The organism is Phreatobacter sp., from assembly GCF_052440005.1.
Classification (GTDB): domain Bacteria; phylum Pseudomonadota; class Alphaproteobacteria; order Rhizobiales; family Phreatobacteraceae; genus Phreatobacter.
Map to the genome: position 1 here is coordinate 14405 of NZ_JBQVQL010000033.1, position 17929 is coordinate 32333.

Annotated in this window: 20 protein-coding genes; 12 read left to right on the plus strand and 8 right to left on the minus strand. The window is 68.4% G+C overall.

Features of this window, described 5'->3' with window-relative positions:
- Positions 1–36 precede the first annotated feature (36 nt).
- The gene (gene biuH / locus ACT6XY_RS10105; protein WP_444748208.1) at positions 37–714 is read right to left on the minus strand and encodes a biuret amidohydrolase; all 678 of its coding nucleotides are present in this window, start codon (positions 712–714) and stop codon (positions 37–39) included.
- Positions 715–876: 162 nt separating this feature from the next.
- Here biuH and ACT6XY_RS10110 point away from each other — a divergent pair, with 162 nt between their 5' ends.
- From ACT6XY_RS10110 to ACT6XY_RS10140, 7 genes are all read left to right on the plus strand, one after another.
- Entirely contained in the window at positions 877–1644 is a 768-nt protein-coding gene (locus tag ACT6XY_RS10110) for an ABC transporter permease (RefSeq protein WP_444748209.1), read from the plus strand.
- A 27-nt stretch (positions 1645–1671) separates the two neighbouring features.
- Positions 1672–2667, plus strand: a complete 996-nt coding sequence (locus ACT6XY_RS10115) for an ABC transporter substrate-binding protein (protein ID WP_444748210.1) — start codon at positions 1672–1674, stop codon at positions 2665–2667.
- The gene (locus ACT6XY_RS10120) at positions 2667–3500 is read left to right on the plus strand and encodes an ABC transporter ATP-binding protein (RefSeq protein ID WP_444748211.1); all 834 of its coding nucleotides are present in this window, start codon (positions 2667–2669) and stop codon (positions 3498–3500) included. The genes ACT6XY_RS10115 and ACT6XY_RS10120 overlap by 1 nt, the downstream gene beginning before the upstream one ends.
- A 2-nt stretch (positions 3501–3502) precedes the next feature.
- Positions 3503–3874 (plus strand): nitrile hydratase, encoded by a 372-nt coding sequence (locus tag ACT6XY_RS10125; RefSeq protein WP_444748212.1) that lies wholly within the window; start codon positions 3503–3505, stop codon positions 3872–3874.
- Positions 3874–4167: an SH3-like domain-containing protein gene (locus ACT6XY_RS10130; protein ID WP_444748213.1), complete on the plus strand. Its 294-nt coding sequence runs from the start codon at positions 3874–3876 to the stop codon at positions 4165–4167. The genes ACT6XY_RS10125 and ACT6XY_RS10130 overlap by 1 nt, the downstream gene beginning before the upstream one ends.
- Positions 4164–4814: a nitrile hydratase subunit alpha gene (locus ACT6XY_RS10135; protein ID WP_444748214.1), complete on the plus strand. Its 651-nt coding sequence runs from the start codon at positions 4164–4166 to the stop codon at positions 4812–4814. The genes ACT6XY_RS10130 and ACT6XY_RS10135 overlap by 4 nt, the downstream gene beginning before the upstream one ends.
- 70 nt (positions 4815–4884) lie before the next feature.
- Complete coding sequence (locus tag ACT6XY_RS10140; RefSeq protein ID WP_444748215.1) at positions 4885–5520, plus strand: alpha/beta fold hydrolase; 636 nt, start codon at positions 4885–4887, stop codon at positions 5518–5520.
- Positions 5521–5548: 28 nt separating this feature from the next.
- On the opposite strand, the gene ACT6XY_RS10145 is transcribed toward ACT6XY_RS10140, so the two are convergent.
- From ACT6XY_RS10145 to ACT6XY_RS10155, 3 genes are all read right to left on the minus strand, one after another.
- A complete protein-coding gene (locus tag ACT6XY_RS10145; protein WP_444748216.1) occupies positions 5549–7639 on the minus strand; it encodes an ATP-dependent helicase in 2091 nt (696 codons plus the stop codon).
- A gap of 143 nt (positions 7640–7782) precedes the next feature.
- Complete coding sequence (locus ACT6XY_RS10150) at positions 7783–8766, minus strand: Bug family tripartite tricarboxylate transporter substrate binding protein (RefSeq protein WP_444748217.1); 984 nt, start codon at positions 8764–8766, stop codon at positions 7783–7785.
- Positions 8767–8904: 138 nt separating this feature from the next.
- Positions 8905–9549, minus strand: a complete 645-nt coding sequence (locus ACT6XY_RS10155; protein ID WP_444748218.1) for a hypothetical protein — start codon at positions 9547–9549, stop codon at positions 8905–8907.
- Positions 9550–9748: 199 nt separating this feature from the next.
- On the opposite strand from ACT6XY_RS10155, the gene ACT6XY_RS10160 reads away from it, so the two are divergent.
- On the plus strand, positions 9749–10585 hold the full coding sequence (locus ACT6XY_RS10160; RefSeq protein ID WP_444748219.1) for an AraC family transcriptional regulator: 837 nt from the start codon (positions 9749–9751) through the stop codon (positions 10583–10585).
- On the opposite strand, the gene ACT6XY_RS10165 is transcribed toward ACT6XY_RS10160, so the two are convergent.
- From ACT6XY_RS10165 to ACT6XY_RS10180, 4 genes are read right to left on the minus strand one after another with little or no spacing between them, the layout of a single operon-like run.
- Entirely contained in the window at positions 10582–11259 is a 678-nt protein-coding gene (locus ACT6XY_RS10165) for an HAD family hydrolase (RefSeq protein ID WP_444748220.1), read from the minus strand. The genes ACT6XY_RS10160 and ACT6XY_RS10165 overlap by 4 nt on opposite strands.
- Positions 11256–12755, minus strand: coding sequence for an FGGY-family carbohydrate kinase (locus tag ACT6XY_RS10170; protein WP_444748221.1), 1500 nt, complete (start codon positions 12753–12755; stop codon positions 11256–11258). The genes ACT6XY_RS10165 and ACT6XY_RS10170 overlap by 4 nt, the downstream gene beginning before the upstream one ends.
- Positions 12756–12765: 10 nt before the next feature.
- Positions 12766–13566 carry a BtpA/SgcQ family protein gene (locus tag ACT6XY_RS10175; RefSeq protein ID WP_444748222.1) on the minus strand — a complete coding sequence of 267 codons (801 nt, stop codon included), beginning with the start codon at positions 13564–13566 and terminating at the stop codon, positions 12766–12768.
- 32 nt (positions 13567–13598) lie between these two features.
- Positions 13599–14450 (minus strand): DeoR/GlpR family DNA-binding transcription regulator, encoded by an 852-nt coding sequence (locus tag ACT6XY_RS10180; RefSeq protein ID WP_444748223.1) that lies wholly within the window; start codon positions 14448–14450, stop codon positions 13599–13601.
- A gap of 120 nt (positions 14451–14570) precedes the next feature.
- Between ACT6XY_RS10180 and ACT6XY_RS10185 the strand changes: the two genes are divergently transcribed.
- The 4 genes from ACT6XY_RS10185 to ACT6XY_RS10200 all read left to right on the plus strand — a co-directional run bounded on the left by ACT6XY_RS10185 (position 14571) and on the right by ACT6XY_RS10200 (position 17876).
- Positions 14571–15359 carry an SDR family NAD(P)-dependent oxidoreductase gene (locus ACT6XY_RS10185; protein ID WP_444748224.1) on the plus strand — a complete coding sequence of 263 codons (789 nt, stop codon included), beginning with the start codon at positions 14571–14573 and terminating at the stop codon, positions 15357–15359.
- Positions 15360–15457: 98 nt separating this feature from the next.
- Positions 15458–16318 carry an ABC transporter substrate-binding protein gene (locus ACT6XY_RS10190; RefSeq protein WP_444748225.1) on the plus strand — a complete coding sequence of 287 codons (861 nt, stop codon included), beginning with the start codon at positions 15458–15460 and terminating at the stop codon, positions 16316–16318.
- Entirely contained in the window at positions 16318–17103 is a 786-nt protein-coding gene (locus tag ACT6XY_RS10195) for an amino acid ABC transporter permease (protein WP_444748226.1), read from the plus strand. Before ACT6XY_RS10190 ends, ACT6XY_RS10195 begins: the two co-directional genes overlap by 1 nt.
- Entirely contained in the window at positions 17103–17876 is a 774-nt protein-coding gene (locus ACT6XY_RS10200; protein WP_444748227.1) for an amino acid ABC transporter ATP-binding protein, read from the plus strand. Before ACT6XY_RS10195 ends, ACT6XY_RS10200 begins: the two co-directional genes overlap by 1 nt.
- Positions 17877–17929: the final 53 nt, after the last annotated feature.

Sequence of the window (17929 nt, forward strand, 5' to 3'; positions counted from 1 at the left end):
GGCCGGCGCAGGACCGGCAGACCTGGGTGCCCGCCGTCAGCGCAGGCCGGCGATGAGCGTATCCGACGACGCGACCGCACCGAAGACCCCACCCTGCATCTTCACCATCTTGATCGCGGCGAGGTGGTTGCCGTGGTCGGTCGCGCCGCAGCAGTCCTCGAGCAGCAGGCATTCGAAGCCGCGGTCGTTGGCTTCCCGCATGGTGGTGTGGACGCAGACGTCGGTGGTGATGCCGGTGAGGATCAGGTTGCGTATGCCGCGCTGGCGCAGGATCAGCTCGAGGTCGGTGGCGCAGAACGAGCCCTTGCCCGGCTTGTCGATGATGGTCTCGCCGCCGAGCGGCTTCAGCTCGTCGATGATCTCCCAGCCCGGCTCGCCGCGGACCAGGATCTTGCCGCAGGGACCGGGATCGCCGATGCCCGCTCCGATCTGCTGCGACCGCCAACGCTTGTTGGCGGGAAGGTCAGCGAGGTCCGGCCGGTGGCCCTCGCGGGTATGGATGACCCAATAGCCCTTGTCGCGCATGGCGGCGAGGACGCGCCTGATCGGCTCGATCGGCGCCCGGGTCAGCGACAAGTCGTAGCCCATGGCGTCGACATAGCCCCCCTTCCCGCAGAAGTCGGTCTGCATGTCGATGACGATGAGGGCCGTGTTGGCCGGGGTGAGCGCCCCGTCGAAGGGCCAGGCATAGGGGTCGGAAGCAATCGTCGGCATCGGCGGACCTCGGTGGAACAGCTCTGACGCCAGCCATGGAGCAAGCGCCGTGCCTCTTGGCATCGCTCTTGCGGTTTCACGGAAGGTCACAGCGCAAGAGCGCATGGCCGCCGCCACTTGCACAACTCTTGTGCATGAGGCGAGGCATAACGGAGCTGTTGTATGCAATCGGCCCGCCTTTCCCGCTACGCCTGGATGGCCGTGGGCCCCCTCGCCCTCTTCCTCGTCTGGTATGGCGTCCACCTCGGGGAACTGGTGACGCCGAAGCTGCTTCCCTCGCCGGTGCGCACCATCCAGTCGATCTGGACCCATGCCGTGTCGGGCGGCCTCGGGCCCGACTTCATGCGGACGCTGTGGCGGACGTTGCAGGCCTTCGGCATCGCCGCCGCCTTCGGCGTGCCGATCGGCATCGTCATCGGCGCCAGCGAGAAGCTCTACCGCTCGATCGAGTTCCTCATCGACTTCTTCCGGTCGACGCCGGCCACGGCGATGTTTCCGCTGTTCATGATCATCTTCGGCCTCGGCGACTTCTCGAAGATCGCGGTCGCGGCCTTCGCGGCGTGGCTCGTTGTCCTCTTCAACGTCGCCTACGGCGTGATGAACGCCCGCCAGACCCGCATCCTCGCGGCCAAGGTGATGGGCGCTTCCCGCGCCCGCATCTTCAAGGACGTGATGTTCTACGAGTGCCTGCCGCAGACCTTCGTCGGCCTGCGCACCGCCGTCTCGCTGGCCCTCGTCGTCATCGTCGTCGCCGAGATGTTCATCGGCTCCGACGACGGCCTCGGCAAGCGCATCATCGACAGCCAGATCACCTTCGACCTGCCGCAGCTCTACGGGACGATCCTCGTCAGCGGCATCCTCGGCTACGGCCTCAACCTCATCTTTCTCGGCCTCGAAAAGTGGCTGGTCCATTGGTCCGGCCGTGCCTGAAGCCCTGCACATCCCCAGGAGTGATCCATGACGAAGAGACGCGAATTCATCCTCGGCCTCGGCGCCGCCGTGGTGGCATCGGGCGCGCCGCAGGCGCCCGCCCTCGCGCAGGCGCGCGACAAGGTCGTCATGTCCTGGCTGCCGATCATGCAGACCATGGCCTTCTACGTGGCCCAGGAGGAGAAGCTCTTCGAGAAGGCCAATATCGAGATCGAGGCGGCGCGCTTCCAGGCGCCGAACCAGATCATCGACAGCCTCGTCTCGAACCGGGCGGACGTCGGCGCGCCGGGTGCGGCCGCCGGCATCTCGGTCCTCGCCGAGAGCCAGTTCCCCGGCACGTTCAAGGTCTTCGGCCTGCAGGGCGGCGGCATCGGCGTCAACCGGATCAACGACGGGCTCATCGTCGCCAACGCCTCTACCATCACCTCCTTCGCCGACCTCAAGGGCAAGACCCTCGGCCACCTGCCCGGCATCCAGTGGCGGACCATCTCCCGCCACATGGTGCGCAAGGCCGGCCTCGACCCGGACAAGGACGTCAGACTGGTGGAGCTTGCCGTCGGCCTCCAGGTCCAGGCCGTCATCGCGGGCTCGGCCGACGCCACCCTGTCGCTGGAGCCGGTCGGCTCGATCGCGGTCGCTCTGGGCGAAGCCAAGCGCGCCATGACCAATCCGGTCGCCGCGGTGATCGCCGATCCGTTCTATTCAGGCTGCTCGCTGCTCACGACCAAGTTCATCAAGGACCGGCCGGCGGTCGCGCGGCGCGTGGTCGAGGTGCTCGACGAGGCGACGCGTCTCGCCGAGACGCAGTACGAGAAGTATCGCCCGATCCTGCCGAAATACACGCCCGTCCAGGCCGGCCAGATCGGCATCGTCGCGCAGCCCTACCTGCGCGCCTGGCGCGACCTCAACGAGACCGACCTCAAGTCCTACCAGGCGCTCGTCGACGTCTTCTCCGCCGAGGGCGCACTGAAGACGCCGATGAAGGTGCAGGACATCATCCTGAAGCCCTCGGACCTCGGCTGATGATCAAGGCGCAGAGGCAGCGGCCGGTGGAGGCGCCTGAGGGCGCCTCCTACCCCGACCTGCGGTGGTTTCCGCCGGGCACGCACATCACCGTCCGCGGGCTGAAGAAGGCCTTCGACGGCAATCCGGTCTATGTCGGCTTCGATATCGACCTGCCGAAGGGCAAGATCGTGTCGGTCTTCGGGCCGAACGGCTGCGGCAAGTCGACCTTCATCAACATGGTGGCCGGGCTCCTGCCCATCGATGACGGACAGATCCTGTTCGAGGGCAAGACCATCGCCGACACCCGTATCGGCTACGTCTTCCAGAACTACCGGGAGGCACTCTTCCCCTGGCTCCGCGCCGTCGACAACATCCACTATCCCCTACGCCTGATGGGCATCCCCAGGGCCGAGCGGGACAGGCGGATCGAGGAGCTGGTGGCGGGCTTCGATCTCAAGTTCGACCTGCACCGCTACCCCTACCAGATGTCGGGCGGGCAGCAGCAGACGGTGTCCATCATGCGCTCGCTGGTGATCGAGCCGGAGGTGCTGTTCCTCGACGAGCCCTTCTCGGCGCTCGACTACGAGATGACGCTGATCATGCGCGACCAGCTCCAGAAGGTGCTGGTGGCGCGCGGCGTCACCACGGTGCTCGTCAGCCACGACCTCGAGGAGGCCGTCTATCTCGCCGACAAGGTGCTGATGCTCACCCGTCGCCCGTCGCGGATCGCCGACTACATGGATGTCGACCTGCCGCGTCCGCGCGATCCCTCGACCCTAACCGATCCGCGCTTCATCGAGCTGAAGGCGCGCACGCTCGAGGTCTTCCAGAACGCCGTGAGGGCCAGCTGACCATGACCGACCCTGCCGACAAGGGCCCGCCCTACCGCGGCTACCACGATATCGGCGGCCTGCCCGGCGGACCCGTCGCCTGCGTCGAGCGCCCCTTCGACGACTGGCAGAAGCTGTCGGAAGCCATCCGCGGCGCGCTGGAGCAGAAGAACCGCACGGTCTCGCTCGACGAGATCCGCCGCGTCTTCGAGAGCTTCGGCGAGCATCTCTACGAGACCCTCGGCTTCTACGAGCGGCGGGCCGAGGCGCTGACGATCCTCCTCACCGAGAAGGAGATCGTCACGCGGGAGGAGGTGCTTGCCCGCATGGACGCCATCGCCGCCCTTCGCGGCCAGCGGGTGGACCACACGGCACGGACGGTGGAGGCGCTGTGATGCCGCGTTTCTCAGCCGGTGACCGCGTGACGGTCCTCGACCTCGGCAAGCCCGGCCATGTGCGCATCCCCTGGTTCATCCGCCACAGGACGGGCCGGATCGAACGCTATTGCGGCGCCTATCCCAATCCGGAAGATCTCGCCTTCGGGCGGCCGGGGCTGCCTGCCATAGACCTCTATCGCGTCCACTTCCCGCAGACCGACCTGTGGCCCGACTATGCCGGTGCGGCGAGCGACACGCTCGAAATTGAAGTCTACGACCACTGGCTCGAGCCGGCGGAGCCCCTGACATGACACCCGAACCCATCGGCTACTCGGCGGATGCCGTCGACCCCTCGCGCCCCGTGGTCGAGGGCCATGAGGGGGCGGACTACTACGCCCTGATGACCGAGGCCCTCCACAAGATCCTGCTGGAGAGGCAGATCCTGGCGCCGGCCGACACCGACCGCGTCATCGCCGCGCTGGAGGCACCGAACGTCACCTGGGGCGCCCGCATCGTGGCGCAGGCCTGGAAGGACCCGTCCTACAAGGCGCGCCTCATCGCAGACGGATCGGCCGCCGCCCGCGAGATGGGCTATACGATCAAGGAGGCGAAGCTCGTGGTGGTGGAGAACACCGAGCGGCTGCACAACGTCATCGTGTGCACCCTGTGCTCCTGCTATCCGCGCTCCCTGCTCGGACAGCCGCCCTGGTGGTACATCTCCAAGAACTATCGCGCGCGCACCGTGCGGGAGCCGCGGGCAGTGCTCGCCGAATTCGGCACGTCCATCCCGGCCGACGTCGAGGTTCGCGTCCACGACTCCAACGCCGACATGCGGTACCTGGTCCTGCCGAAGGCACCGGCCGACGCGGACGGACGGGCGTTCGAGGACCTCGTCGGGGTCGTGACGCGCAACATGCTGATCGGCACGGAGATCGTGGAGCCCTACCCCTCACGGTGAACCGGTCAGGGTCTCCCTTGCGGCCGGCGGCTGCGCGGGCGAATCTCGGCCGCGAGCCTGGAGGGCGATCATGGATCTGATCATCGACGGCAGCCCGGACGCCTTCGCGACCATCCTCCTCGCCCATGGCGCCGGTGCCGCCATGGATTCGGCCACGATGACGTCCCTTTCGGCCGCCCTCGTCGCGACCGGCTTCCAGGTCGTCCGGTTCGAGTTCGCCTATATGGCGGCGCGCAGGACGGGCGGGCGCAAGCCACCGCCGCGGGCCGAAAAGCTCCTCGACGAATATCGCGCCGCCGTCGCGGCCGCTCCCACGGGCAGGCCCCTCGTCATCGGCGGCAAGTCCCTCGGCGGGCGGGTGGCCTCGATGGTCGCGGACGACCTCTTCGTGGCGGGGCATGCCGAGGGCCTCCTCTGTGTCGGCTATCCGTTTCATCCGCCCGGCCAGCCGGAAAAGCTGCGAACCGCCCACCTCGCCGCGTTGTCAACGCCGACCCTCGTCGCCCAGGGCACGCGCGACCCCTTCGGCACCCCCGCGGAGGTCGGCGGCTACGGCCTGTCGGATCGTATCGAGATGCTCTGGCTCGAGGACGGCGACCATGATCTGAAGCCGCGGAAGACGGTCTCGGGCTTCACCCACGCCGACCACCTGCGGACGGTCGCGGAGGCGGCACGGGACTGGGCGAGGCGGATCATCCGAGGATGACCGCCGCCAACGCGGGCCAGACCGGCAGTCAGCGCCACATGGTGCGCATCCGCGCCTTGAGGTCCACCTGCACGCCGGGACGATGCGAGGCCCCTGAAACCGCACCCGGCGGCGGCCACGACACCTGGCTGAACCGCTCCAGCATGGCAGCCGTGATGAAGCGGCTGCGCGAGGCGTAGACGTGGCGGTCGCCGCGCGCCGCCTGACCGTGCACGAAGAACCGCTGTGGCGTGACGATGTGGAGGCTGTCCCTGGCGCGGGTCATGGCGACATAGAGCAGCCGCCGCTCCTCCTCGATCTCCTCCTTCGTCCCCACCGCCATGTCGGAGGGGATGCAGCCGTCGACGCCGTTGAGGACGAACACCTTTGTCCATTCCTGCCCCTTGGCGGAATGGATGGTCGACAGGATCAGGTAGTCCTCGTCGAGGTGCGGAGGCCCCGCCTCGTCGCTCGTGGCGTCCGGCGGGTCGAGCGTGAGGTCTGTCAGGAACCTTTCGCGGGAGGCGTATCCCGCGGCGATCTGTTCGAGTTGCAGGAGATCCGCCCGGCGCGTGATGGCATCCTCGTGGCGACGCTCCAGGTGCGGTTCGTACCAGAGCCGCACCCGTTCGAGATCGGCAGGCCAGGCGGACTTCGCACGGAGCGAGGCGAACAGCTCGACGAAGCCCGCCCACTCGGCCTCGGCACGCGCCGGCGCCCGATAGACCTGGAGCCCCAGCACCGGGTCGAGCGCCCGGCTCATGGCCTCCATGGCGTTCGAGGCGGCGGTCGGGCCGATGCCGGGCAGGAGCTGCATCACGCGGAAGGCCGCCACCCGGTCCTTCGGGTTCTCGGCGAAGCGCAGGACGGCGAGCACGTCCTTCACATGGGCAGAATCGAGGAACTTGAGGCCGCCGAACTTCACGAAGGGGATGTTGCGCCGGGTCAGTTCCACCTCCAGCGGGCCGGAATGATGGGAGGCGCGGAACAGCACGGCCTGCGCCTTCAGCGCGATCCCCTCCTCGCGGGCGGCCAGTACTCTGGAGGCGACGAACTGGGCCTGGTCGGCCTCGTCGCGGACGGTGACGAGTTCAGGCTTCTCGCCTGAACGCCGCTCGGTCCAGAGGTTCTTGGTGAAGCGCTCCGACGCCTCGGAGATCACCTGGTTGGCGGCGGCGAGGATCGTGTCCGTCGAGCGGTAGTTGCGGTCGAGCGTCACGACATGTCCCGGTTCGGCGAAATGCGCCGGAAAGTCGAGGATGTTGCGCACCTCGGCCGCGCGGAACGAATAGATGGACTGGGCGTCGTCGCCGACCACCGTCAGCCCCCTGCCCTCGGGCTTCAGCGCCAGCAGGATCGAGGCCTGGAGACGGTTGGTGTCCTGGTACTCGTCGACGAGGATGTGATCGAAGCGCGAGCCGAGATGCTCCGCAATGGCGGGCTCGGCGCACATCTGGGTCCACCACAGCAGCAGGTCGTCGTAGTCGAGGACGTTCTGCGCCTGCTTGGCGTCCACATAGGCGGCGAAGAGCTGCCTGAGCTCGTCCGCCCAGCCGGCGCACCAGGGAAAGTGCCGGCCGAGGACGTCGGAGATGTCGGCCTGCATGTTCACGGCGCGCGAATAGATCGCAAGGCAGGTCGCCTTCGTCGGAAACCGGCTGTCGGTTCCGGAGAAGCCGAGGTCGTGGCGGACGAGGTTCATCAGGTCCGCCGAATCCTCCCGGTCATGGATGGTGAAGGCGGGATCGAGGCCGATATCCGCAGCATAATCCCTGAGGATGCGGGCGCCCATGGCGTGGAAGGTGCCCGCCCAGGTCAGCCCCTCCATCAGCGCCGCCGCCTTGTCGCCCAAGACGCGGACGGCGATCCTCTCGACACGGCTCTTCATCTCGGCGGCGGCCCGCCGCGAGAAGGTCATCAGGAGGATGCGGCGCGGGTCGGCGCCCTTCACGATGAGATGGGCCACGCGGTGGGCCAGCGTGTTGGTCTTGCCCGAACCGGCCCCGGCGATGATCAGCAGCGGGCCTGCGATACCACCATCCCCATACTCGACGGCGGCCCTCTGGGCCGGGTTCAGCGTGGCGAGGTGATCCACGACCTCCACCGCCTGCTGCACTGTCGAATCGATCCCGTCGGACATGGCTGCAATGAACGATGTTTCCGGTTCGTTCGCAACCACCGCGCCCCTGTGCCGGACGCCGGCGGCCGTCGCGGCCCGGCCCGCCCTTCGGCTCGCCCGGACCGCTGCCATACGCCCACGACCCCGCGGGTCATCCCTCGCCGTCAGTTGGCGGTGATGTTGTTGGCGCGGATGATGTCGCCCCACTTCTTCGCCTCGGCGGCCATGAAGGCGCTCAGCTCCGCCGGCGTCGACGTCGCCGGCTCGGCGCCGACCTCGACGATCCGCCGCCGGGTCGCGGGATCGGCCATCGCCTTCGTGTAGGCGGCATGAAGGCGGGCGATGACCGGCTGGGGCGTGCCTTTCGGCGCCAGCATCGCGAACCAGCCATAGGCTTCGTATCCGCCCAGGCCCACCTCCGCGACCGTCGGCACGTCGGGAAGCACCTCGGACCGCCTGTTCGCGGTGATCGCCAGCGGGCGCAGCTGGCCGCCCTGGATCTGCCCGAGCACGTTGGGAATGAGCTGGAAGCTGACCTGCAGCTGCCCGCCGACGAGATCCGTGACGAGCTGCCCCGTCACGCGATAGGGCACGTGCGTCATCCGCGTCCCGGTCACCTGCTCGAAATAGGCTCCCGCCAGATGCTGCGAACTGCCGTTGCCGATACTCCCGTAGTTCAGGCTGCCGGGGGCCTTCTTCGCCGCCGCGATCAGGTCGGCGACCGAGCGCAGCGGCTGCCCGGCATTGACGACGATCACGTTGGGCAGGGTCGCGAGGAGCGAGATCGGCTCGAAGTCCCTCAGGGGATCGTAGCCGATGTCCCGGAACAGCGACTGGTTCACCGCCAGCGGTCCGGAGGCCGAGATGAGGATCGTGTAGCCGTCGGGAGCGGCCCGCGCCACGGCCGCGGTGCCGAGATTTCCGCTGGCGCCCGCCTGGTTCTCGACCACGAAGCGATGGCCGAGGTCGCCGGCCATCTTCTCCAGGACGATGCGCCCGACAATGTCGGAGGCGCTGCCCGCGGCGAAGGGGACGACGACGCGGATCGGGCGCTCCGGGTAGGTGCCCTGGGCCTGCGACGGCAAGCCTGCGAGGCAGATGCCGGCGAGGGCGAGCCCGCCGGCCACGGTGCGGCGACGAATGTCCATGGGTGTCCTCCTGTCGTGTTTGTCGGAGCGGCCTTGGTGGCCGCTTTGTGGCGATGAGCGGCTGAGCCGCTCATTGCCGGATCGTCTTGGACCCGCGCCGTGCTCCGGGGCGCGGCTGCCGGACCGCCGGGCCGGCGGTCACGTGCGGATGATCTGGTCGACATAGCCCTTGTAGGACTGGGACTTCGGCTTCTCCCGGTCCTCCACATTGACGTAGGCGATGGAACTGCGGCCGAGGAGCGCGGCGGGCAGGACCATCACGCGGATGAAGCGGCTGGGCCGGTTCATCGCCGCCTGGGCGAAGACCGGATCGGGACCGCTCTCGAACCAGGCCGCACCAGGGCCGAAGCTCGCGGAATGTCCCGTCGCATCGATGCGGATTCCCCCGTCGATCAGGCAGCGGATGCCCGGTCCCTGGTGGGTGTGCAGGAAGGCGCAGCCGCCCGGCGGGAACGAGACGCTGTCCGCCCGGATCAGCACCTCGTCCGCGATCGGCCAGGCGAGGCGCTCGCGCAACTTCTCCCGCGTCGCCCCGGACGCCCCGTCGAGCGTGAGGACGGGCGACCCCTTCGGTGCCAGCTCGTAGCGCCAGACCGTCGCGCCGCAGGCGGCGGCGGTCACCTGCCCGGCCGTCGAGACGAGGACCGCCTGGTCGTCGCCCAGCCTCCCCTGACCGGCGTCGATCTCGCCGTGAACGACATAGAGGACGCGGTGGACCCCGTCGGCCGGCCATTCCAGCCTCGCCCCGGCGGCCATCACGTCCTCGACGAGCCTCAGTTCCATGACGGTGCCTCATTGCCCGGCCGGGTCCGGCGGTCCCCGACGCGCCCCAGGTTTCCGGCCGCGAGCCGCGCGCCGGCCTGGACACTATGCAACGGCGCGCCGTGGCGCTTACCGCAGCGTCCAGCAACTTACCTTTCCGTCCGATTTCGTAGATGATCACCGCCAAGGCCGTCTGACGAGAACGGCCGGGGAGGATGCCATGGTCGGGGTCATCGGCGTTCATCAGGGCCTGTTCGGCCGCGTGACGCTGTTCCGGACGAACCAGCCGGTGCATGTCCATGCCCACCCGCATGTGCACGCGCTGATCAAGGTGGAAGGCCGGGACGGCGCCTACGACGTCGACGGCACGCGCTGCCCGATCACCGACGACGAGATGGTGCTGATCAACCCCTGGGTCCCGCACGCCAACTGGCGGGACGTGACCGAGGCACCGATCACGATCCTCGCGCTCTACGTGGAAGCCGGCTGGCTCGCCCGCGACGGCGGCACGGTCGGACGCCGTCCCTTCACGCGGCAGTCGGCGCGGGTCGATCCCGCCATCCGGGCGCTGGTCGCCCGCATCGCGACGACCATGACGGATGCCGCCTCCCCAGGCGCCGAGGATGACCTCGAGGCCAGCATCCTCGCCCTGCTGCAACGCGTGCTCGCCGCCAATTCCTCGGTCGACCTGCCTGAGGTGAACGCACGGGCGGTGGATCACCGTATCCGCAAGGCGATCGCCCTCATGCGCGCGGCGCCCCAGACGCTGCAGAACCTCGACGGGCTCGCCCAGGGGGTGGGCCTGTCCCGCTCACGCTTCTTCGAGCAGTTCAGTGCCTCGACCGGGATGACGCCGGGTGTCTACAACGACACCCTGCGGCTCGAATATGCCATCGAGCAGCTGATCAGCAGCGACCGCCCGGCAGGCGACGTCGCGCTCGATCTGGGCTTCTCGGCGCCGGGCCATTTTTCCCGGTTTTTCAAGAACAGGATTGGCTTCACCCCGCGCGAGTACCGGCGGGTGGCGAACGTCGCCGGGCAGCGCGGGGCGGATTAGGCAGAGATCCCGTGGCTCCCTCGCGCGATGCCGGTCGGGACGGCAGGCAGGTCGAGGATGATCTGGGGGATGTGCGACAGGTCGAGGCACAGGGCATCGACGTCGGTCGCCGCGACCCCTTCGCCGAAGCCGACGACGCGCAAGCCTGCCTGTCGCGCCGAAATCGCGCCGGTGGCGCTGTCCTCGATGGCGACGACGCATCGCGGATCGAACCCGAGCTGCCGGCACGCCAGCCGATAGGGCTCCGGATCGGGCTTCCCCGCGGCGACGTCGTCGAGGCTGATGCTCCCCGCCAGGAACCGGCCGATGCCGAGCGAGGCCACATTGGCGTCGACCACCGCCCTGTTCGAGTTCGACACGCAGATCTGCGGGAGGCCGTGGCCGTGGATTTCGGCGATCGCCTGCCACGCGCCCGGCATCGGCGTGAGCGGTTCCGGGTCGGCGACATAGCTCGCGTTGATCATGTCGAGCCACCCGTCGCGCGCGACCGAGGGCGGATAGCGGTCGCGGAGGGCCTCCCAGACATCGAGCATGTGGATGCCGCGAAAGGCCTGATCGGGAAGGTCGGCGAGATCGACGCCGAGGGCGCGCGAGGCCGCCAGCAGCGCCCGGTGGTGACGCGGCTCGCTGTCGACGAGCGTCCCGTCGATGTCCCAGGCGACGGCGCGGATCAACGCCTTGTCTCCGACAGACGCTGATGTATGGCCCGATAGCGCGCATACCCCCGGCGATAGACGTCGGCGGTGGCGGGATCGGGCGCGTAGCGCCTGGCCGGCGAGACGAAGCGGTCGACGCCCGCCCAGTCCGTGGCGAGCCCGACGCCGACCGCAGCCGTCCAGGCCGCGCCGAGGCACGATCCGGGATGGCCCGCGAGCGTCTCGACGGGAGCTCCGATCACGTCGGCGACGATCTGCATCCACAGGTCGCTCTGCGCGCCGCCGTCGGAGGCGAGGAAGCGGCGCGGCTCATGGCCCATGTCCCGCAGGACCTCGAGGTGATGCAGGAGCGCGTAGGCATAGGACTCGAGCAGCGCGCGCCACAGGTGGCCGAGGTCGTGGCTCAGCGTCAGGCCGTCGATCACGCCGCGCGCGTCTGGATCGTGGATCGGCGTCTTTTCGCCGAGGAAATAGGGAACGATGGTCACGCCCTCGGCCCCGGCCGGTCTTGGCGCCGCCAGCCTGTCGAGGTGCTGATGGATGGTGATACCCGCCGCGGCCGCCGCATCCCTCTCGCCGCCGGCGAAGGTCCGCGCGAACCAGTTCAGCCCGGACCCGCCGGTGGACATGCACCCGTTCGGCATGAACAGGCCGGGAATGAGGTGATAGTCCAGATAGAGGCGCGGGTCCGGCTTCACCTGGTCGGTCGCCACGAGGATGTCGACCGACCCGCCGAACTTCAGCAGGACGTCGCCGGGTGCCTTGACGCCTGCGGCGAAGGCCGAGGCGATCATGTCGGCGGCCCCGCCCACAACCGGCGTCCCGGCGGCAAGCCCCGTCGCCCGCGCCGCCTCCGCCGTCACCGCGCCGATCACCTCGTGCGAGGCCGCCTTGGCCGGCACCGCGCCGCGCGCCACATGGGCCAAGCCGATCAGGTCGTCGGCGAGATCATGGGTGGTGATGTCGACGAACCCGGCCTCCAGCGCCCAGTTCTGCTCGATCCGGCGCTCGCCCGTCAGGCGGAAGTTGATGAAATCATAGGAGCCGAACACCGTGCCGATCCGGCGGAAGACGTCGGGCTCGTGCTTTTCGATCCAGCGCAGCTTCGCGGCGACCAGCTGCTGGTTGACGCCGTTGCCGGCCCGCCGGATGAAGCTCGCCTCGTCCACCTCGCGCCGGAGGTCCTCAACCTCGACCCCGCAGCGCCCGTCGCTCTGCTGGATGCTGGGGCGCAGGATCTCGCCGCCCTCCCCCAGGAGCACGACGGCGGGGAGCATCCCCGTCGTTCCCACCGCCTTGATCTCGGAGGGATCGATGCCGGACCGCCGGATGAGCTCCTGCGTGATGGCGCAGACATTGTCCCACCAGTCCGCCGGGTTCTCCTCGCTCCAGCCCGGATGCGGCGAATCTAGCGTCACCGGCCGCGAGGCGATCCCGAGCACCTCGCCCGGCAGCCGCACCAGAATGCCGATGGTCGAGGTGGTGCCGATGTCGAGGCCGAGGACGCAGGCCATGGGTCTTGCCTCAGCGCAGGGTTGCGACCACGTCCATGAAGCGCTTCACCCGTGCGCCGTCGACGGCGTTCCAGGTGTTGCCGTCCACCTTGAAATGCGTGCCGATGACGACGCCGCCCGCGAGGGAAAGAATGTCGCGGACGTTGTCGATGTTCACACCGGTGTTCGCGAAGACCGGCACGTCCTTCACCGTCTCGCAGACGGCCTTCAGGTGGGAGGCCTCCGCCGGCTGTCCGGTGAGCGGACCCGAAACGAGGATCGCGTCCGCCATGGACGAGAAGACGGCGCTGCGGGCGCGCAGTTCGATCGGCCGCTGGTCGAGCGAATGGGCGAATTCGGCGTTGATGTTGAAGAGCATCTTCATGTCGGGGCGCCCAAGATTGCGGCGCAGACGGGCCGCGGCGGCGCAATCGGGCTGCCACAGGCCCATGTCGGACGCGAAGAGCCCAGTGAAGATCTCCCGCACGAAGCTCGCACCCGTTACTGCGCCGATCGACACGCTGGCCGTCGGATCCCAGAGATAGTTCACCCCGAACGGCACCGTGAGGCTCGGCTTCACCGCCTCGACCACCGCCGTCATCGCGGCGATGCCCTCCGGCGGCGCCTTGAAGACATAGGGCCGGTCATTCTCGTTGCCGAACATGATGGCGTCGACGCCGCCCGCCTGCAGCTTCTCGACATCGGCGAGCACGCCCTCCACAAGCTTGCCCATGCCGCCGGCCGCATCGTAGTTCGGGGTCCCCGGCAGGGCCCCGATATGGGCCATGGCGATGACGACTTTCTTCTTGTCGCCGAAGCACGCGAAGACCATCGGTTCACTCCTTCAATGCGCGGCGCCGCAGTTCAGGCGGCGCCCGCCGACCTCTCGGCGATACGAACGTCGACGCCCGTGGCCGCGAGGACGGCCGCGAGGGCCGGCGGCGGGGGGGCGTCGGTGACGAGAATGTTGACCTGCGACAGGGCGCCGATGGCCACCAGCGACATGCGCTGGAACTTCGAGGCGTCGCACAGAACGATGCGCAGTCCGGAGCGGCGCAGATAGACCCGCTTCAGCTCGGCATCCTCGACCGAATAGTCGAAGAGCCCTTCCGGGGTGACGCCGGAGACGCCGATGACCGCGACGTCGAACCAGAGCGCCTCGAACTGCCCGACGGCCGCAGGGCCGTAGGTGGACATCTCGTCGGGGCGCAGGAGGCCGCCCGCCACGTAGACATCGGGCTCGGCCCCGTCCAGCGCCGTGGCGATGCGCAGGCTGTTGGTGAAGATCTTGGCGTGGGCGAGCGTCCGAAGATGCGAGGCCATCAGGTAGGTCGTCGTGCCGACGTCGAGGGCGATGGTCCGGTAGCGCGCGACGATCTCCGCGGCCGTCGCCGCGATCGCCTCCTTGCCCTGCTGGTTGCGACGCAGCCGCGAGGCGAAGCTCGGCTCCTCGCTGTCCATCGCCACCGGCGGCATGTTGGCGGCAGGAACGGCTCCCCCGTGGACGCGCCTCAACCGCCCCTCGCCCTCGAGATCGACGAGGTCGCGGCGGATGGTCATCTCCGACACGTCGAGGCGTGCCGACAGGCCGCGCACGGTCACCGTCCCCTGCGAGGCCAGCGCCTCCAGGATGGCGGCCCGCCGCGCCGGCGCGAAGAGGCCCGCACCTGCCCGCCCGGCCGGGGTCGCCGGCCGATCATCCAGTTCCGCGATCATTCGAAGCTCCGCATGGCCTCTTCAGTCATAGCCTCAGAACGCACATTATCAAACATAAAATTCGGGGCTTGATGAACGTTATTGTTTGATATGTAGTGGGAGGAAAGGACCCCTTCGCCCATGCCGGTTGCGCCGATCTATCCTGAACTCGAAGGCCGCAAAGCCCTGGTCACCGGCGCCGCCGCTGGCATCGGACGGGCCATCGCGAACGCTCTCGCGGCGCAGGGCATGACGGTCGGAGTGGCCGACATCGACGAGCCGGCCGCGCGCGCCACCGCGGCGGCCATCGGCCCCAAGGCTCTGCCGCTGCGGATCGACGTCACACGCCGCGACGAGGTTCAGGACGCCTTCGACGCCTTCTGCGCCATGGCGGGCGGCTGCGACCTCCTCGTCGGCAACGCCGGCGTCTCGACCATGCGCCGCGCCGTCGATCTGACCGACGAGGACTGGGACTTCAACTTCGCCGTCAACACGAAGGGCATTTTTCTGACGAACCAGATCGCAGCGCGCCACTTTCTGGCGCAGGGATCGGGTTGCATCGTCAATACGGCCTCGCTCGCGGCGAAAGTCGGGGCACCGCTTCTCGCCCATTACTCCGCCTCGAAATTCGCGGTGCTGGGCTGGACGCAGGCGCTCGCGCGCGAGCTCGCCCCTGCCGGCATCCGGGTGAACGCGGTCTGCCCCGGTTTCGTGAAGACCGGCATGCAGTCGCGGGAGGTCGCCTGGGAGGCGGAGCTTCGCGGCATGACCCCCGAGGCCGTGATCCGGGACTATGTCGGCCAGACGCCCCTCGGGCGCCTCGAGGAGCCGGAGGATGTCGCCGGCGTCGTCGCCTTCCTCGTCTCCGACAGCGCCCGCTTCATGACCGGGCAGGGCATCAACGTCACCGGCGGCGTCTACATGACGTGACGCCCAAACGAACAAGAACGCTCACACGGATCGGCGCTGGTGAGCGAAACGGATGACAACAAACGCCACCCACGAAGAACCAGAGGGATCCAAGCGTCATGTCGAATTCGAACCAGCACACCCCGGGCGGCCGGGGCAAGGCCATCGGACGGCGCACCGTCCTCGCGGGGATGACGGGCGCCCTCGCCTCGCCGCTTCTCGGCAATGCGGTGATGGCGCAGGCGCGCTTCCAGCCGCCCGCGGCCCTCGCCGCCAAGGGCGTGATCACCTATTGCGCCACCATCGATAATCCGCCCCGCGCCTTCTACGATAACCAGCAGCGGCCGACCGGCTTCGAGGTCGAGCTCGGCACCGAGATCGCGTCGCGCATGGGCCTCAGGGTCAACTGGGTCCAGCTCCGCTTCGTCGGCCTCATCCCCGCCCTCCAGGCGCAGCAGTGCGACGCGCTGATGCAGGAGCTGTTCATCCGGCCCGAGCGCCTCGAGATCATCGACATGATCCCCTTCTCGCGCACCGGCCAGCGGATCGTGACGACGAAGGCGAGCACGCTCCAGGCGACGTCGCTGGAGGACCTCTCCGGGCGCAAGATGGCCGTGCCGAATGGCACCACCATCCACAACCTGGTGAAAGAGGCCAACGCCAAGCTGAAGGCGGCCGGCAAGCCGGAGATCAACCTCGTGGTCCTGCCGACCACCACCGAGACCTTCCAGCAGCTCGCCACCGGGCAGATCGAGGTGCTGGGCACCACCACCACCGCGGCATCCTACTATATCGGCCTGCGCCCCAACGACTTCCGGCCCCTCGGCGAACCCTTCGGCCTGATCGGCACGGGGATCGGCCTGCGCAAGGGCAACACGGAGCTCTTCAACCCGATGAAGCAGAGCTTCGACTCAATGGTCGCCGACGGCACTTATAAGCGCCTTATCGAGAAGTGGAACATGCAGGGCTCGGAACTCTGATGGGTTTCGACTGGACCTTCTTCTGGAGCCGCCTGACGGATCCGGGAGACCTTTACCTCATCGCCCTGGGCAGGACGGTCGTCATGGCCGTCCTGGCCATGGCCCTCGGCCTGGTGATCGGCGTGGTCGTCGGCTTCGGCCGGCTGTCGCGATTCATGGGCATCCGGGCCGTCTGCGGCTTCTACATCTGGCTGATCCGCGGCATCCCGGTCCTCGTTCTCCTGGTCTTCTTCTTCTCCGGGCTCGCTGCGGCCGGCTTCTTCCGCTTCTCGGACGTCGTCGTCTTCGGCTACACCCTCTCCGCCTCCTTCCAGGCGGCCGTGATCGGCCTCGCGATCCACGAGGGCGCCTACATGGCCGAGATCGTCCGCAACGGCATCCAGGCGGTGCAGCGCGGCCAGATCGAGGCCGCCAAGTCGCTCGGCATGGGCACCTTCCAGCTGACGCGCCGGATCATCCTGCCGCAGGCGACGCGGGTCATCGTTCCCCCGCTCGGCAACGACTTCAACCATCTCCTGAAGACCACGTCGCTCGCCAGCGTCATCGGCGTCCAGGAGATATTCCAGCTGACCGAGAGCATGTCCGCGACCACGTTCAAGACCTTCGAGCTGCTCATCGTCCTGTCGATCACCTATCTGCTCCTGACGACCGTCTGGAACGTCATCCAGGGCATGATCGAGACGCGCCTGCGCCGCCACGAGCGCGACGACGGTCCTTCGGGCTTCATCGAGAAGGCGCTGTTCTACCTGCGGCCGCGGGTCGACGCCGCTGTGGAACGCCGGTGATGGCGGATCCCCGGGAGACCCTGGTGCGCGCCGAGAACGTGCGCAAATGGTTCGGGCCGCTGGAGGTCCTCAAGGGCGTGAGCCTTCAGGTGGCGAAGGGCGAGGTCCTGTCGATCATCGGACCGTCCGGATCGGGCAAGAGCACGTTCCTGCGCTGCATCAACCAGCTGGAGACCTATCAGGACGGGCGCATCTTCGTCGGCGACGACCTGATCGGCTACAACCTGCAGGGAGACCGCCTCGTGCCGCTGCCCCAGCGGCGCGTCGTCGAGCAGCGCCGCAACATCGGCATGGTCTTCCAGCAGTTCAACCTGTTCTGGCACATGACCGTTCTCGAGAACATCATCGAGGCCCCCATGCTGGTGCTCGGCCAGCGCCGCGAACAGGCCGTCGACACCGCCATGGGCCTGCTGCGGCGGGTGGGCCTCGCCGAGAAGGCGAATGCCTATCCCATGAAGCTCTCCGGCGGCCAGCAGCAGCGGGCCGCCATCGCGCGGGCCCTCGCCATGAAGCCTGATCTGATGCTGTTCGACGAGCCGACCAGCGCTCTCGATCCCGAGACGACCGGCGAGGTGCTGAACGTCATCGCCGACCTCGCGGAGAGCGGCATGACGATGATCGTGGTCACCCACGAGATGGCCTTCGCCCGGCGGGTCTCGGACCGCGTCGTGCTGATGGACAACGGCAAGGTCGACTGCGAGTCCGATCCCGAGACGTTCTTTCGCGACCAGCCGAGCGCGCGGCTCAAGGAGTTCCTGGCGACCATCCACTAGCGCGCCGGGGCGTTTCCAGGCGCTGTCCGGGGCAAGGTCCGGCTCTCCTGAGC

Excerpts from the sequence above, each read along its gene's own strand:
- ACT6XY_RS10200 (WP_444748227.1), top strand. The coding sequence starts at position 17,103 with ATGGCGGATCCCCGGGAGACCCTGGTGCGCGCCGAGAACGTGCGCAAA.
- ACT6XY_RS10140 (WP_444748215.1), top strand. The coding sequence starts at position 4,885 with ATGGATCTGATCATCGACGGCAGCCCGGACGCCTTCGCGACCATCCTC.
- ACT6XY_RS10115 (WP_444748210.1), top strand. The coding sequence starts at position 1,672 with ATGACGAAGAGACGCGAATTCATCCTCGGCCTCGGCGCCGCCGTGGTG.
- ACT6XY_RS10155 (WP_444748218.1), bottom strand. The coding sequence starts at position 9,549 with ATGGAACTGAGGCTCGTCGAGGACGTGATGGCCGCCGGGGCGAGGCTG.
- ACT6XY_RS10175 (WP_444748222.1), bottom strand. The coding sequence starts at position 13,566 with ATGGTCTTCGCGTGCTTCGGCGACAAGAAGAAAGTCGTCATCGCCATG.
- ACT6XY_RS10180 (WP_444748223.1), bottom strand. The coding sequence starts at position 14,450 with ATGATCGCGGAACTGGATGATCGGCCGGCGACCCCGGCCGGGCGGGCA.
- ACT6XY_RS10190 (WP_444748225.1), top strand. The coding sequence starts at position 15,458 with ATGTCGAATTCGAACCAGCACACCCCGGGCGGCCGGGGCAAGGCCATC.
- ACT6XY_RS10185 (WP_444748224.1), top strand. The coding sequence starts at position 14,571 with ATGCCGGTTGCGCCGATCTATCCTGAACTCGAAGGCCGCAAAGCCCTG.
- ACT6XY_RS10160 (WP_444748219.1), top strand. The coding sequence starts at position 9,749 with ATGGTCGGGGTCATCGGCGTTCATCAGGGCCTGTTCGGCCGCGTGACG.
- ACT6XY_RS10130 (WP_444748213.1), top strand. The coding sequence starts at position 3,874 with ATGCCGCGTTTCTCAGCCGGTGACCGCGTGACGGTCCTCGACCTCGGC.
- ACT6XY_RS10125 (WP_444748212.1), top strand. The coding sequence starts at position 3,503 with ATGACCGACCCTGCCGACAAGGGCCCGCCCTACCGCGGCTACCACGAT.
- ACT6XY_RS10120 (WP_444748211.1), top strand. The coding sequence starts at position 2,667 with ATGATCAAGGCGCAGAGGCAGCGGCCGGTGGAGGCGCCTGAGGGCGCC.
- ACT6XY_RS10195 (WP_444748226.1), top strand. The coding sequence starts at position 16,318 with ATGGGTTTCGACTGGACCTTCTTCTGGAGCCGCCTGACGGATCCGGGA.
- ACT6XY_RS10170 (WP_444748221.1), bottom strand. The coding sequence starts at position 12,755 with ATGGCCTGCGTCCTCGGCCTCGACATCGGCACCACCTCGACCATCGGC.
- biuH (WP_444748208.1), bottom strand. The coding sequence starts at position 714 with ATGCCGACGATTGCTTCCGACCCCTATGCCTGGCCCTTCGACGGGGCG.
- ACT6XY_RS10145 (WP_444748216.1), bottom strand. The coding sequence starts at position 7,639 with ATGTCCGACGGGATCGATTCGACAGTGCAGCAGGCGGTGGAGGTCGTG.
- ACT6XY_RS10135 (WP_444748214.1), top strand. The coding sequence starts at position 4,164 with ATGACACCCGAACCCATCGGCTACTCGGCGGATGCCGTCGACCCCTCG.
- ACT6XY_RS10110 (WP_444748209.1), top strand. The coding sequence starts at position 877 with ATGCAATCGGCCCGCCTTTCCCGCTACGCCTGGATGGCCGTGGGCCCC.
- ACT6XY_RS10150 (WP_444748217.1), bottom strand. The coding sequence starts at position 8,766 with ATGGACATTCGTCGCCGCACCGTGGCCGGCGGGCTCGCCCTCGCCGGC.